We start from the raw sequence: 13,272 nt of genomic DNA, 5'->3' as shown, positions 1-13,272 counted from the left end.
ACTCATTAATAAAGCTAGCCAGCTTGTCGTGCTCAATCCTGATTTTGCTTCGACGGTCTTCATGCCAGATGTTCATCTCGCGCATAATCTCGACCGGGTTCGATGTAATCAGTGATTTGCCTTCATGTCTGCTTGTGACTATTGCGAATCGATAGATAGAACCCAACAAGCCGAGGGCCTTATTTGCTGCACGTTTTCGTTCTTTTGACATCGTCCCGTTTGCCCGCAAAACGGGTTTAGTAATGCTCGCGTGAAGCTCTATCACATCTTCATAGTCGAAGTCACCAAGCGATACATCAGCAATAGAAGAGAGGTAGTTTTTGAACGTTCGACGGTAGTCTTCTCGTGTCGCTTGAGTGATCCTTTGCTTCGCCTTCATCATCTTCTCGAAAGTGCTTTCGACCGTCACAAAGCTTGACTGCTTATCTAGTTTTTCTCGCTCAATGATCTCATCTATTTCACCAATCAGCTTGGCGGCCTGATCTCGAATCGACACGATTTTTGCTTTCGAGTCGTACTTGCTGATCGTAATTCGTTTCATTGTGCCGTTGACTCTCTTTATGACAACGAACGTTTTTGCGCCCCTCGCTGTAACCCTAAGCGCGAGCCCGCGTTGAGTTTTGTCGTAGAAGATCTGCTCTGATTTACCTGCGCTGCACTCAAGCGCTCTGATCGCATCGTGCGTGAATTGAAGCTCGGCCTTTGCCACTTTTCTTACCCCCGAAAACCGGATCGCTGTGAAATCCATGGAAACTTCTGATGACATCTGAGCACCTGGAAGCCCCATTACACCTGCGCCCTGATGGAAACCCATGGAAACTTTCATGGAAACTTTCGGCCCAGCTGAGCCCATCTGTGCCCAGCCTTCGATCTCTTGCCGGTCTAGCCAAAATTGCCATGAGATCAAGAGTATCTTGTTGATTTGAAAGGAAAACAAAGCCCTAATCATGCGAACTCAGCTCATGAAGGCTGTACGCAGCTTTTCTCTGCTCAACACAAGATATGGGGGTAGATTGACTTAAAATCCCTCGACCTTTAGGTCGTGCCGGTTCGACCCCGGCTCCGGGCACCAATATCTCGCCAAGCGCGAATCAGCATCCCTTATGAAGCCCCCCCGCAGAGCTGTCCCTGCATGACCTGCGTCAGCTTGGTCATGCCAATCATCGCTTATACTCTCAGCAATCAATACGGGAGGGTGTTCATGAGTGGCGAACAGTTCTGGGTTACGGTAGCCATCTTTACGCTGGGCGTCATGCTGATTGGCGGTGGTTACTCCCGATCAGAAACGCGATCGGGGGTGGCGCTGATGTGGGGTGGGGCGCTGTGTATGATTGCGCTGGTTTTCTACTATATCCCACAAAATCTGGCGCTCTAGGAAGACAGGTGAGTCGCCTCGCGTGTCTCGTCGCTGAAGGACACCACGCGGTTGCGTCCTGACTTCTTTGCCTCATAGAGCGCGACGTCTGCACAGTGAATAAGACCTGCCGCATCATTGGCTTGTGCTGGAAAACAGGCAACTCCGGCCGAAAGCGTTCTGCTGACAGGTTGATCAAGCCAGGTAACCCCGGCTGCAGCGAACGCCACGCGGTACTGTTCGGCGCGCTCTTTCGCCGTTGTGCAGTCGGTATTCGGCAATACGATCAGAAACTCTTCTCCGCCAAAGCGGCAGACAATGTCACTTGCCCTTGAGTGCTGGTGCAGCAGGTTTGCGAGGGTCACCAGCAGCAGGTCGCCGGCCTGGTGACCATGGTCATCGTTGACGGACTTGAAGTGATCGATATCGAGCAGCACCAGCGACAGTGGTTGTTCATGCCGTTGGCAGAAGCTCAGCTCCCTGTTGATGCTGACATCGAAGTATCGACGATTATAGGCGCCGGTCAGCGGATCCCGGTCAGCCTGCTCACGCAGTTGCTGTTGCAGCAACGTGTTTTCTTCCAGTTGCCTTTGCAGAGCCTGGTTTGCCTGCTGCAGCGCCTTTTGGCTTTTGTGCAGTTGGTCCCGTGTTTCGCGTATCCGGTCATTTCGCGTGAAAGCGACATTGCCTACCATCATCAGGTATAGCGTCAGTCCGGCAATGCAGAGCAGGTCCGACGGCCAGTAGCTGTAATGCGCAAGTTGGGGCGACTGGATGGCGAGCGACAGCAGCACACCTGCTGCCAGCGCTGCTGCGGCTTGCAGAAAGCCTTTCGGCCCTCTGAACACCATCAGATTGATGGTCACGCCAATGACCATTGTGTAGCTGATCCAGAGCGGAAACCCCAGCCAACCGATCCATATGCCAAACAGCAACGAATCGCACAGCAGGTTGTTCAGCTCGGCTGCCAGCGGCGAGCGCGAGTGTCTGGCACGCAAATACATCAGGTGAGGGTAAATCAGAAACTGCAGGACGAGCATCGCCCACGCAAATCCGCTATGGGCAACGCCATAGAAGTAGACACCGATTGCCGCAAACAGCAGGGCAAATGAAGCGGTGCGATTCCGATAATTTAACCGCACTATCCAGTGCGAATTTTCCTGTGTAGAGCCCGTCATCATGACCTAGCCGGGAAATGGGTCGCGACTTGATTGTATCCCCTTGCCTGTTAATCAGATAGGGAAACTATGGCGCTCTCTCTACGCGCATTTCTGCGATTATGCGGGATTACTGCGTGCGGGGCCTGATACGTGTCAGCGTCTGCGCGGGTCATCAAGTATTAACCGCCAGGTAACCTGAGTGTCACAGCCGCATGGCGCAATTCTTCTCAACGCCAGTGAGGAAATTGACCATGCAGATTACGGTGATTGGTTGCGGCTATGTCGGCCTGGTAACAGCGGCTTGCTTTGCCGAGATGGGCAATAGAGTGGCCTGTGTCGACACCAGTGCTGAGCGTGTCGAGGCGCTGCACCGCGGCATATCTCCGATCTTTGAACCGGGTATCGAAGCGCTGCTGCAGACCAACCACGCGGCTGGCCGGTTGACCTTCAGCAGCCAGCTGAACCCGGTGCTGCGCAATAGCGAGGTGGTTTTCATCGCTGTGGGCACTCCCTCAGCCGCTGACGGCAGTGCGGATGTCTCGCAGATTCTTGAGGTTGCAGCTCAACTGGGGGGGGCACTCGAGTCGCCGACCATTGTCGTTTGCAAGTCGACTGCGCCGGTGGGCACTGCCTGCCGTGTTCAATCTATTCTGGATCAGCACTGCCAGCGTCGCGGCGTGAACTGGCGGCATAGCGTTGTCAGCAATCCCGAGTTCCTCAAAGAGGGCGCGGCTATTGATGACTTCATGCGTCCGGACCGAATTATCCTGGGAGCGGAAGATGCCAGTGCGGAGCGCACCATGCGCCGCCTTTACGAGCCGTTTGTACGCAACCACGATCGCATTTTGTGCATGCCACGTCGCGCTGCAGAAATGACCAAGTACGCGGCCAATACGTTTCTTGCCACCAAGATTTCATTTATCAACGAAGTCGCCAACCTGTGTGAAAGCCTGGGAGTGGATGTTGAGGAAGTGCGCAAGGGTATTGGTGCGGACCCGCGTATCGGCCACCACTTCATTTACGCCGGCTGCGGTTATGGTGGCTCCTGTTTTCCGAAGGATATTCGCGCGATGCTGCATATGGCGCAGGAGCGTGAGATGCAGCTGCCAATCCTGCAGGCAGTCGAAGCGCGTAATCAGGCACAGAAAACCTGGCCGATGCGTATGCTGCGCAAGCTTTACAGCGAAGGGGTGGCCGGCAAAACCGTTGCCATCTGGGGCCTGGCCTTCAAGCCGGGTACCGACGACATTCGCGATGCGCCAAGCCGGGTGTTGATTGAGGGGCTGCTGGATCTAGGTGCTCGTGTGCAGGCTTTCGACCCTATTGCCAGCGAGAACATCGCCAAGGCCTACCCGGAGGCTGTCGCGCGCGGGCAGCTGCGGTTGTTCAGCGACCCGTATGCGGTCCTGAACGATGCCGATGCGCTGGCGTTGATCACCGAGTGGAAACAGTTCCGGCAACCGGACTTCGCACTGATGGCGCGCCTGATGCGCGAGCCTGTCATCGTCGACGGTCGCAATCAGTATGATCCCGCTGTATTGGGTACCTTCGGCTTTCGGCATGTGGGCGTCGGCCGAGTGCCCATGGACAGCCCGGCGCCGCTACTGCGCAAGGTGGTCTGATTAGTCCGACTTTGCGGTATGCTGGGGCACTTCATTATTCAGCGCAGGCAGGAAGGTAGCCCATGTCCCAGTATGATTTTGATCTTTTTGTTATCGGTGCCGGTTCCGGCGGCGTACGCGCCAGTCGCATGGCCGCTGGCTTCGGTGCCCGGGTGGCAGTGGCTGAAGATCGCTATCTGGGGGGCACCTGCGTCAACGTAGGCTGTGTGCCGAAGAAGCTGTTTTCCTACGCTGCGCATTTTGCCGAGGATATCGCCGACGCCGCAGGGTATGGCTGGGATATTGCTGCCCCCGGTTTCGAGTGGCCGCGGCTGGTCACCAACAAGAATGCCGAGATCAGTCGGCTGAATGGCATCTACCGCAACCTGTTGATATCCGCGGGTGTGCAATTGATTGAAGGGCGGGCACGATTCATCGACTCGCATCACGTAGAAGTCGATGGTCGTCGCTACAGTGCCGAGCGTATTTTGGTTGCGACGGGGGGCTGGCCCCACGTGCCGGACTTCCCGGGCAACGAGCATGTAATCAGCTCCAACGAGGTCTTCTTTCTCGATAGCCTGCCAAAGCGGGCACTGGTCGTTGGTGGCGGCTATATTGCCATCGAGTTTGCCGGTATTTTCCATGGGCTTGGTTGCGAAACTACCCAGCTGTATCGAGGGGATCTGTTCCTTCGTGGCTTCGATCGTAGCGTGCGAGAGCACATGGCTTCTGTGCTGGCCGAGAAAGGGGTGCGGCTGCGCTTCAACAGCGACGTCGCCCGCATTGAGCGCAATGCTGATCAGTCGCTGAGCGTGACCCTCACCAATGGTGACCAGATCGAAACCGATCTGGTGCTTTATGCCACGGGGCGTCGGGCACACACCGACGATCTGGGGCTGGAAAACACCAGTGTGACGCTCGACGACAAGGGCAACATCCGCGTTGACGAACACTACCAGACCTCCGATCCGGCGGTGCTGGCGATTGGGGACGTCACCGGCACCGTGCAATTGACGCCAGTGGCACTGGCCGAAGGGATGGCTTTGGCGCGTCGCCTGTATCGCCCTGAAGAGTATCTGCCGGTCGACTACAACGATATCCCGACGGCCGTATTCTGTATCCCCAATATTGCCACCCTCGGCTTGACCGAGGACGATGCGCGGGCCAAGGGGCACAAGCTGAAAGTCTACGAGAGCCGCTTCCGAGCGATGCGCAATACCTTGGCCGGACGCAGCGAGCAGAGCCTTATGAAGCTGCTGGTAGATAAGGAGACGGACCGGGTTCTAGGCATTCATATGGTTGGGCCGGAAGCGGGCGAAATCGTCCAGGGACTGGCCGTTGCAGTGAAGGCGGGGGCGACCAAAGCCGTGTTCGACGCGACGCTGGGTATTCACCCCACCGCGGCCGAGGAGTTTGTTACCATGCGCACGCCTAGCCGCGAGGACTGATCGCGGCTCCTTGTGGAGTGCTGCATACATGAGCTGGTTTTACGCCTTCGATTTGTTTGGTGTGGCGGTGTTTGCCATTACCGGTGCGCTGATGGCGGGGCGCAAATCCATGGATCTGTTCGGGGTGTTGGTTATCGCCATCATCACTGCTCTGGGTGGCGGCACACTTCGCGACGTCATACTGGGTAACCATCCGGTCAGCTGGATTCGCAACGACGTGTACATTCTGGTCGCTACCCTGGCGGCCGTCGGCACCGTGCTGTGGGTCAGGCTGACGCGCCCGATCAATGAAACCGGGCTGTTGGTGGCAGATGCCTTCGGGTTGGCAGTATTTACCGTGATCGGCACCCAGGTGGCGCTGAATTACGGTGTCCCGGTGAGCGCTGCGGTCATCATGGGGGTTATGACCGGTGTAGCAGGTGGCGTCATGCGGGATATCATCTGCAATGAAATTCCGCTGATCTTTCACAAGGAAATTTACGCAACGGCCTGCATTATCGGCTCCTTCACGTACATTGGGCTGCAGGCGCTGCCGTTGCACGAGGATGTAATTACCGCCATTTGCATCGCACTGGTCCTGGCTATCCGACTGGCTGCGATCCGCTGGCATCTGGCGCTGCCGCGCTTCCACCTGCTGGATCGCAACCGCTCAGATCAGTGATGTGCGTGACCTGAGCCAGCATCATGCGTTGCCGGCTCGTCTGCCGCCTGCACATTGACCACTACGTCTACATCACCTGCGACGGCGAAATGCAGCGTCAGCGGGAAATGCTCGCCAGCGCTCAGCGGCTGCTTGAGGTTGAAAAGCATCAAGTGGTAAGCGCCGGGCTGAAAGGTGACTGTTTCTCCGGGGGCGATGACCAGACTATCCACCTGCTGCATCTTCATCAAACCGTCGGCATGAACGTGCTCGTGAATCTCGACCTTGTCCGCTGCTGGGCTGTCGGCTCCCAGCAAGGTGTCATTTTCGGCGCCATGGTTGCTGATCTCTAGATAGGCTGCACCCGTTGGCACCGCTGGAGGCATGGCACGTGACCAAGGATGGGCAATATGTAACGCGCCGGCTTCAAACTCATGAGCGTCCACCAGCTGGGCAAGAGCGCAACCAATCAGCAGCAGTGAAAATCGATTGAAACGCATATGGAAGTCCTTGAAGGAAACGGGATAGTGAGTGAACCATACCCCGAAAAGGGGCGTTAGAAGAAGTGACACAGCGCCGCTGCACCAATTGCAAGCAGCAATGGTGGAAATGTGTCGTGGTTGGTAAAAGTAGGTGCATATGTAGCTTTTCGCCACTATGTTTTTCCAGCACACTGAGGCAGGTGATGTAATGGTGTCATCATCGGACCCAACAGGAATTCGAGCACGAAATGACGGAGCGCAGACGGTTGGAACGGCATTTGGTGAGTAGCAGTCTGGAAGTGTTTGATCTGGAGACCGGGGATCATCTGGGGCGCGTGGTTGACTTGCATGAGGAGGGCTTGATGCTGCTCAGCAGCCGCCCGGTAGACCTGAATAGGGCCTTTGCGTTGCAGATCAATTTGCCGATGACGTTAAACGGCGTGAAGGAGTTTTTGCTGGATGCCGAGAGCTTGTGGAATCGGGTCAGTATCAACGGAGAACAGTTTTGGACCGGTATGCATTTTACCGCGTTGCCGGAAGAGTCCAGGCAATGCATTGCCAAGATGGTGGCCAGCCGCTGAGCAGCGACTGGCCACACGCACGTCAGGCGCTCAAATAGCGTCCTGGAGTCAGGTGGTTGTCCCAACGTACGGGGTATTTGCCGTGCGCCATGGCCTGATTCCGATCAGGGGATAGTACGAAAACGCCGCCGAGACCAGACGACACGATAAAGTCCTGCTCTCCGTACGGCAGCGCACCGGCGACATCCTTCACCATCACGCGCTGTACCACCTCCCCAGTCTGATAGTTGATGATCAGAGCCAGACCGCCCAGCGGCGCAGTAACAACCGCATAGGGTGTGTGGTGGCTGATCGCAATACTGGCCGTATAGTTTTTTAGCGGCAGTAACTCTTCTACTGGCCAATCCAGCTCGGTGAACGCCCCGGTGCGGGTGTCTAGCCGTGCAATCAACGGCGGCGACTCCCATTCGGGGCCTTCATACTGATACCCGGCAATCACGATGCCCTCAGGGCTAACGTCCAGATGACGACAGCTGAGCTGGTGGTGGGATGGTACGTGGCGGGCAATAATCTCGCCGCTGTGGCGGTCCATCAGAATCAGCGCCGGCTCCATGCGATCCAGGTTCAGCTTGATTCGATCATAGTCCGGATGGGTTTCTATCCCGCCAAGTGCAACGATCAGCGTGTTGCCATCCGGGTGCAGGCGCAGTTCGTGGGGGCCGATGCCGGCGAGGTCGTAGTCGGTCACGACACTATAGCCATCGTGCGCATCATAGACCCGTACTAGGCCGGCGGAGGTGACGTAGTTGTTCATGGTTACGTACAGGTAGCGCGCGTCCGGGCTGTAGACGCCGTGTCCGTAGTAATGAAATCCATCACCTGCATGAATGCTGCGCTCACGTTGTCCTGTACGGGTATTGAGCACGTGCATGAGACGGCCGGGGCGGCGCGCAAATACCACTACATGATCACCGTGCGGCTGAGCGCAGCCACCGTGGCAGCGCTCAGCAACCGGAATCTGAAAGCGCGTCTTGCCAGTGCGATCAACACCCGTGATGTAATGCTGTCCTGCATCGTCGTCGACGGCACTGATGAGTTCCATGGCCGGCTTTCGCTCGGCAAATGGCAGGCGACCGCTGCATGCAGCCAGCGCGCCCGCCGAGGTGATGGCGACTGAGGCCTTCAGGAACCTGCGACGATCAAGCATCAATCAGTCTCCGTCGCTGGAGTTGAAGCCGCGGACAACACTGAGTTTGGCTGCGATCGGTCCGGTCAGGATTTGCCCCGTTGCGCGAACATCTGCCAGTAGCGCATTGAGGCTGGCGACGCCTTCTTCGGTCTGCAGCAAAGGGGTGATATCGGCTGGCAATCCAGTGAAGTGCCCCAGCGTCTTGTTCAACTGAGCGCTGAACTCTTCGGCCAGAGGTAGTGCATCGTTCTCGGCCATCAGTGCGTTGAGCCCCGGCACAAAGTAATCGGCCATGCCCTGCAGGGAGGCCCTGATCATGTTCAGTGACTCTCCGGAACGCCAGGCGTCAGCCAGGTAAGGGTTGGGCCTACCGTTACCACGAACACCCAGCGGTGCGGCGATACGCCAGTCGGCCATGATCTCAAGCGCATGCATGGCCGAAGTGAGTGTGCCGTTGTTGTAGTCGGCGGTTTGCAGGTATCGCGCCTGAAGCTGACCCCAGTCATTGCTCAGCTCGGCAGCGTTGTTCTCAAGATTGTGCGCGATAGCCGTTAGCAGACGGCAGGATGGGGCGCTGGGCAGGGCATTCTCACCATCGGTAACCTTGGGATCAAACAGTAGGTACTCGGCTGCCGGAAACCCCTGAATGGCGACGCTGTCGCGCGCCAGATCGGCCGCCGTAACGCTCTCACGCTCGGGCTTTAGCCAGTAACTGGCCTTGCTGGCAGTGAGGTTCTTGGGATCGGGCCAGAACTGGAATTTCCAGGCGCGAGTGTTCTGCTCAATTGGCCCAAAATCGACAAAACGAACCGCTTGCCAGGCAGCAAAAGCGTTGGTCCAGAGCGTTTTCACCTCAGTTAGACCGCTGTCGCTGGGGCTGGCGCAATATGCATCGGCCTGGCTGGCCAGTTGTTTAGTCTGGTCCGCCAGTTGTTGATAACCATGCCCGATCTGGGTGTGCCAGGCAGCGCGCGGCGATGTGTCTTGTGCCTGCACGCTCATGCTGATGCCAAGCACGCTGGCGGTTGTCAGGATAAACAGGGGAGCAGTCAGTCTCATGTTCAGGCCTCAGAGAGAGTTGAGGAAGCGAAGCAGGGCGTCGCGTTCTGCTTGCGGCAACATACGATACTGGTCCGCTGCTGGACGCGCTTCACCGTCGTGCCAGAGGATGGCATGTTCCACGGTTTCTGCACGACCGTCATGTAAAAAACCGGCTTGCGGATTCACTACCTTGGTCAGCCCTAGGCCCCACAGCGGAGGGGTACGCCATTCGTTGCCGTCCGCCAGGAATTCCGGCCGTCCGTCCGCCAGGCCGGGGCCCATGTCGTGCAGCAGGAAGTCGGAATAGGGCCAGATGACCTGACCGCTCAGCTCAGGACGTTCAACCTGGCCGGTGGTGTAACGTGGCGTGTGGCAGGCGGCGCAACCGATATCGTTGAAAACGCTGGCACCGCGCTGGACCTGCGGGTTGTCCTGCTCACGACGGGTCGGTACGGCCAGGCTGGTAGCGTAAAAGTTGATAAAGTTGGCAACGTTGTCGGTTACCTCGATGTCACCGCCGTTCGGGAAGCGATCACACTGTTGCTGCGGTGTGCAGTCCGTCGCTGGTGTAACGGTCGACGTTAACCCCATGTCGCCAGCGAAGGCATCCATGCTCTGCTGCATGATGCTGGGTTGTCCGGCCTTCCAGCCAAAGCGCCCGACAACGGTTTGCTTGGCAACGCGGTCCCAAACGCGATTGGCGCGGCCGGATATGCCATCACCATTAGCGTCGTCCGGGTCTTCGTTGGCCAGCAGCGCCGCTTCCGGAATTGCCTCAACCAAGCCCAGACCGATCATCTGCGGTGCGACGCGCGGGGAGGTCAGTAGATCGTTCGGCAGCGGACCATAGTTAGGGTTTTCAATGTGATAGACGGGTTTGCGCATGACGACCTTGGTGCCGTCACCCAACGTCTGGGTAACCGATTGCCACTCGACGATCATGTCGGCTTCCGGCTTCATGCCGGGAATTGCTGAGGTCTGCAGCTGGCCGCCATAGATGGGAGCCGGCTTGAGGCCGTGTTCACGTAGCAGGTCGGCATCCTGTTCCGGGTCCGCAGGGACAGAAAGGCGCAGGAACAGCGAGACTGAGGGCGTGTCGATGGATGCTGGTGCGTGACCACGTCCGTCTTTCAGGTGACAGCCCTGGCAGGAGTTGGTGTTGAACAGCGGGCCAAGTCCGTCACGGGCGTCCGTGCTGGCCGGAGCAACCACCCAGGGGTTGCGAAAAAAACTGTTGCCTACGCTGAAATCAAGGCGCTTGGTCATCGACATGTTTGCCAAGGGTAGCGAGTAGGCGTTTTGGTCATGTTGCTTGACGCTGCCGTCACCACCGGTGAGCGGTGTGTCTTGAATCGGGTAGGTGGTTTCAGTGGCCTGGGTCAAATTCGAGATCAGCAACACAGGGACCAGCAGCGCGCTAGCGCGGAGGAGAGGATGAAGCATGGATGTCGTTTCACTTTGCCTGGGTGAGTATCAGCAAGGAGCGTATCTGTCAGATTGCCCGGCGGGGTTACCGCCGGGCACAGGAACTACGCCAGATCAGAACTGATGACCAGCATCGTCGGGCTCGAGGGACTCGACGCCGACAACCGCTGCGACCTGCTCAATCGAGCCAGTCTGCTCAACCAGCGTGGCAATGGCGTTGTTGATGATTTCTGCACCTTGAGTGTTTTCGGGCGCGATCATCATATCAAAGGTAACCGGGTTTTCTGACGCTTCAGCGGTGGACTTCATGTGACCAAGTGCCGCAACACTGGCGTCCAGCTGGCCGATCAGTTTCTGGTTCAGTTCGGGGTCGATCTGACCAACCAGGTCAGCCAGCGAAGCGCCGCTCAGCTCGGTACCGTCAACACGCTTGTAGTTGCCGGTATAGACGTTCTGGATACCGAGCGCGTTGTAGTAGTGGGAGTTGTGGGTGTTGTCGCTGAAGCAGTCGTGTTCGTCTTCATAGGAGTTGGCCTCCAGTGCGACCTTCATGCGCTCACCGGCGAGCTCGCCCAGTGACAGCGAGCCCATGCCGAACAGCATCTTCTGGTACACAGCGGTCGGCTCGAGCGCGGTCAGTTCGGCACGGTAGTTACCATCAACGCCTGCTTTCCATTGGCCAACCATCCAGTTCAGGTCGGAGACCAGCAGGTCGGTAGCCGCATCTAGGTAAGCCGCGCGGCGGTCACAGTTGCCGTTGGTGCAGGCGTCGCCGACAGCATAGTCAGTTGCCTTGCGGTTACCGGCGCCAGCCTCAAAGCCGTTCAGGTCCTGACCCCAGAGCAGAAACTCGATTGCGTGGTAACCGGTAGCTACGTTGGCTTCAGAACCACCTACCTCATTCAGGCTGGCCAGCAGCTCGGGCGTGATGTTGGTCAGGTCCAGTGTTTCGCCACCGACGTTCAGCTCTTTGCTGGCGATGATATTGGCATTGGCACCTTCATTGCCCAATGCGTGCTGGTAATCCTCGGCATTGACGTAGTCGATCAGCCCCTCGTCCAGTGGCCAGGCGTTGAGCTGACCTTCCCAGTCATCAACCACCGAGTTACTGAAACGGAAGACCTCAGATTGCTGGTACGGAACACGTGATTGCAACCAAGCGGTGCGGGCGGCGGCAAGGGTTTCTTCAGTGGGATTGGCAATCAGCGCGTCAGTAGCGGCGTCCAGGGTTTTGGCGGTAGCCAGCGCGTCCTCATAGGTTGCCAGTGCCAAATCGGCGTAGTGATTGACGATCGCAGCAGGGGCAACGCCCGTTGTTTCTGGCGCACTGGCAGGTGCTGTTTCTGCAACGGGGGCAGCGGGCGCGGCAGCTTCCGGCGCCGTGGCTTGCTCGTTGTCGTTGCATGCGGTCAGAAGGAAAGAGGTGGAAATTGCTAGCGCAAGCGCCTGCAAGGGAAAACGCACGGCCATGTATAGCTCCCTGTTGATTGTGCTCAATCAATTAATGATAGTGATTTGCATTATGGATTATATGCCGATGACAGCATATTGCAATGCGCGCTGGTGCTGCAGGCGAGGCGCACGGGGCTTTGCCATACTGAGTGCACATTCATGGCAAAAGTGGAGGTGGACCATGTCCAACCATCATGTCTATAAGAAGGTGGAAGTTGTTGGCTCGTCACCCAACAGCATTGATGACGCCATCAGAGCGGCGATCGCGGAGTGTGCGAAGACTATCCGCTACATGGAGTGGTTTGAGGTAAAGGAAACCCGTGGGCACATCGCAGACGATCAGGTCGCACACTTTCAGGTCGTGCTGCAGATCGGTTTCAGGATCGCCGGCAGCTGACGCGGCCGGCGATGAGGCGGGTAGGATCAGCTGTTGAGCACCTGCCAACGCAGCGACATTGCGGAGTCTGCTGCGGCTGCCAGTTCTCGCCCTTTGGTGACAAAGTGCGTGCGGTAATAGTTCTGGTGCTCGCTATGCTCGTGAAAGTGATGCGGGGTCAGCACGGCAGTTAATACCGGCACCTCGGTCTCCAGCTGCACCTGCATCATGCCGCTGATGACCGCGTTGGCTACAAAGTCATGGCGATATATGCCGCCGTCAACGACCAGTCCGGAACAGGCGATGGATGCGTAGCGACCAGTCTTGGCCAGCAGCTTGGCCTGCAGCGGAATTTCATAGGCCCCGGGGACTGCGATCACATCGATCAGGTCTGGGTCATAACCGCGGGTGGCAATTTCTTCACGAAAGCCGTCCAGGCAGCGCAGCACGATGTCGGCGTGCCAAGAGGCGTGAATGAAGGCAATGCGTTGTTGCGAAGGTTGAAAGTTATTCATCGTCTGGCTCTGATTCATGTCTCAATGTCGGTTTGAATCAGGGCGAACGGGCAGCGCCACGTCGACAT

General features: G+C 57.5%; 14 protein-coding genes. 6 read left to right on the top strand and 8 right to left on the bottom strand.

The genetic code is table 11. The annotated features are described in order from the left end of the window. Positions 1-826, bottom strand: an 826-nt coding sequence (locus C1949_RS17055; RefSeq protein WP_170063108.1) for an Arm DNA-binding domain-containing protein, incomplete at its 3' end; no start/stop codon positions are given. 375 nt (positions 827-1,201) lie between these two features. Between C1949_RS17055 and C1949_RS19475 the strand changes: the two genes are divergently transcribed. After that, positions 1,202-1,375 carry a hypothetical protein gene (locus C1949_RS19475; protein ID WP_170063107.1) on the top strand — a complete coding sequence of 58 codons (174 nt, stop codon included), beginning with the start codon at positions 1,202-1,204 and terminating at the stop codon, positions 1,373-1,375. Here the strand turns inward: C1949_RS19475 and C1949_RS17050 are convergent. Continuing rightward, on the bottom strand, positions 1,372-2,532 hold the full coding sequence (locus C1949_RS17050) for a sensor domain-containing diguanylate cyclase (RefSeq protein WP_170063106.1): 1,161 nt from the start codon (positions 2,530-2,532) through the stop codon (positions 1,372-1,374). The genes C1949_RS19475 and C1949_RS17050 overlap by 4 nt on opposite strands. A gap of 233 nt (positions 2,533-2,765) precedes the next feature. Here C1949_RS17050 and C1949_RS17045 point away from each other — a divergent pair, with 233 nt between their 5' ends. The 3 genes from C1949_RS17045 (at position 2,766) to C1949_RS17035 (ending at position 6,224) form a co-directional block, all read left to right on the top strand. Next, positions 2,766-4,136: a UDP-glucose dehydrogenase family protein gene (locus tag C1949_RS17045; RefSeq protein ID WP_104739628.1), complete on the top strand. Its 1,371-nt coding sequence runs from the start codon at positions 2,766-2,768 to the stop codon at positions 4,134-4,136. 62 nt (positions 4,137-4,198) lie between these two features. After that, positions 4,199-5,563 carry a glutathione-disulfide reductase gene (gene gorA, locus C1949_RS17040; RefSeq protein WP_104739627.1) on the top strand — a complete coding sequence of 455 codons (1,365 nt, stop codon included), beginning with the start codon at positions 4,199-4,201 and terminating at the stop codon, positions 5,561-5,563. Positions 5,564-5,591: 28 nt separating this feature from the next. Beyond that, a complete protein-coding gene (locus C1949_RS17035; protein ID WP_104739626.1) occupies positions 5,592-6,224 on the top strand; it encodes a trimeric intracellular cation channel family protein in 633 nt (210 codons plus the stop codon). On the opposite strand, the gene C1949_RS17030 is transcribed toward C1949_RS17035, so the two are convergent. After that, positions 6,218-6,703, bottom strand: a complete 486-nt coding sequence (locus C1949_RS17030; protein ID WP_104739625.1) for a copper chaperone PCu(A)C — start codon at positions 6,701-6,703, stop codon at positions 6,218-6,220. The two genes, C1949_RS17035 and C1949_RS17030, sit on opposite strands and share 7 nt — an antisense overlap. 230 nt (positions 6,704-6,933) lie before the next feature. Here C1949_RS17030 and C1949_RS17025 point away from each other — a divergent pair, with 230 nt between their 5' ends. Then, the gene (locus C1949_RS17025) at positions 6,934-7,266 is read left to right on the top strand and encodes a PilZ domain-containing protein (protein WP_104739624.1); all 333 of its coding nucleotides are present in this window, start codon (positions 6,934-6,936) and stop codon (positions 7,264-7,266) included. A 22-nt stretch (positions 7,267-7,288) separates the two neighbouring features. Here the strand turns inward: C1949_RS17025 and C1949_RS17020 are convergent, their stop codons facing one another. From C1949_RS17020 to C1949_RS17005, 4 genes are all read right to left on the bottom strand, one after another. Next, positions 7,289-8,413 (bottom strand): DUF1513 domain-containing protein, encoded by a 1,125-nt coding sequence (locus C1949_RS17020; protein WP_104739623.1) that lies wholly within the window; start codon positions 8,411-8,413, stop codon positions 7,289-7,291. A 3-nt stretch (positions 8,414-8,416) separates the two neighbouring features. Next, the gene (locus tag C1949_RS17015) at positions 8,417-9,454 is read right to left on the bottom strand and encodes an imelysin family protein (RefSeq protein WP_104739622.1); all 1,038 of its coding nucleotides are present in this window, start codon (positions 9,452-9,454) and stop codon (positions 8,417-8,419) included. A 9-nt stretch (positions 9,455-9,463) separates the two neighbouring features. Beyond that, complete coding sequence (locus C1949_RS17010) at positions 9,464-10,879, bottom strand: di-heme oxidoreductase family protein (protein WP_104739621.1); 1,416 nt, start codon at positions 10,877-10,879, stop codon at positions 9,464-9,466. Positions 10,880-10,975: 96 nt separating this feature from the next. Further along, entirely contained in the window at positions 10,976-12,331 is a 1,356-nt protein-coding gene (locus C1949_RS17005) for an imelysin family protein (RefSeq protein ID WP_104739620.1), read from the bottom strand. 163 nt (positions 12,332-12,494) lie between these two features. Between C1949_RS17005 and C1949_RS17000 the strand changes: the two genes are divergently transcribed. Then, positions 12,495-12,710: a dodecin gene (locus C1949_RS17000; protein WP_104739619.1), complete on the top strand. Its 216-nt coding sequence runs from the start codon at positions 12,495-12,497 to the stop codon at positions 12,708-12,710. Positions 12,711-12,736: 26 nt separating this feature from the next. On the opposite strand, the gene C1949_RS16995 is transcribed toward C1949_RS17000, so the two are convergent. Next, the gene (locus tag C1949_RS16995; protein ID WP_229744372.1) at positions 12,737-13,204 is read right to left on the bottom strand and encodes a 6,7-dimethyl-8-ribityllumazine synthase; all 468 of its coding nucleotides are present in this window, start codon (positions 13,202-13,204) and stop codon (positions 12,737-12,739) included. Positions 13,205-13,272 lie beyond the last annotated feature (68 nt).

It is taken from the genome of Halopseudomonas oceani, assembly GCF_002903165.1.
Classification (GTDB): Bacteria; Pseudomonadota; Gammaproteobacteria; order Pseudomonadales; family Pseudomonadaceae; genus Halopseudomonas; species Halopseudomonas oceani.
This window is presented reverse-complemented; position numbering and strand designations above follow the sequence as displayed.

Bases quoted from the DNA above. Each gene is read 5' to 3' on its own strand.
- C1949_RS17035 (WP_104739626.1), top strand. From the start codon at position 5,592: ATGAGCTGGTTTTACGCCTTCGATTTGTTTGGTGTGGCGGTGTTTGCC.
- C1949_RS17045 (WP_104739628.1), top strand. From the start codon at position 2,766: ATGCAGATTACGGTGATTGGTTGCGGCTATGTCGGCCTGGTAACAGCG.
- C1949_RS19475 (WP_170063107.1), top strand. From the start codon at position 1,202: ATGAGTGGCGAACAGTTCTGGGTTACGGTAGCCATCTTTACGCTGGGC.
- C1949_RS17005 (WP_104739620.1), bottom strand. From the start codon at position 12,331: ATGGCCGTGCGTTTTCCCTTGCAGGCGCTTGCGCTAGCAATTTCCACC.
- C1949_RS17015 (WP_104739622.1), bottom strand. From the start codon at position 9,454: ATGAGACTGACTGCTCCCCTGTTTATCCTGACAACCGCCAGCGTGCTT.
- C1949_RS17030 (WP_104739625.1), bottom strand. From the start codon at position 6,703: ATGCGTTTCAATCGATTTTCACTGCTGCTGATTGGTTGCGCTCTTGCC.
- C1949_RS17000 (WP_104739619.1), top strand. From the start codon at position 12,495: ATGTCCAACCATCATGTCTATAAGAAGGTGGAAGTTGTTGGCTCGTCA.
- C1949_RS17025 (WP_104739624.1), top strand. From the start codon at position 6,934: ATGACGGAGCGCAGACGGTTGGAACGGCATTTGGTGAGTAGCAGTCTG.
- C1949_RS17020 (WP_104739623.1), bottom strand. From the start codon at position 8,413: ATGCTTGATCGTCGCAGGTTCCTGAAGGCCTCAGTCGCCATCACCTCG.
- C1949_RS16995 (WP_229744372.1), bottom strand. From the start codon at position 13,204: ATGAATAACTTTCAACCTTCGCAACAACGCATTGCCTTCATTCACGCC.
- C1949_RS17050 (WP_170063106.1), bottom strand. From the start codon at position 2,532: ATGACGGGCTCTACACAGGAAAATTCGCACTGGATAGTGCGGTTAAAT.
- gorA (WP_104739627.1), top strand. From the start codon at position 4,199: ATGTCCCAGTATGATTTTGATCTTTTTGTTATCGGTGCCGGTTCCGGC.
- C1949_RS17010 (WP_104739621.1), bottom strand. From the start codon at position 10,879: ATGCTTCATCCTCTCCTCCGCGCTAGCGCGCTGCTGGTCCCTGTGTTG.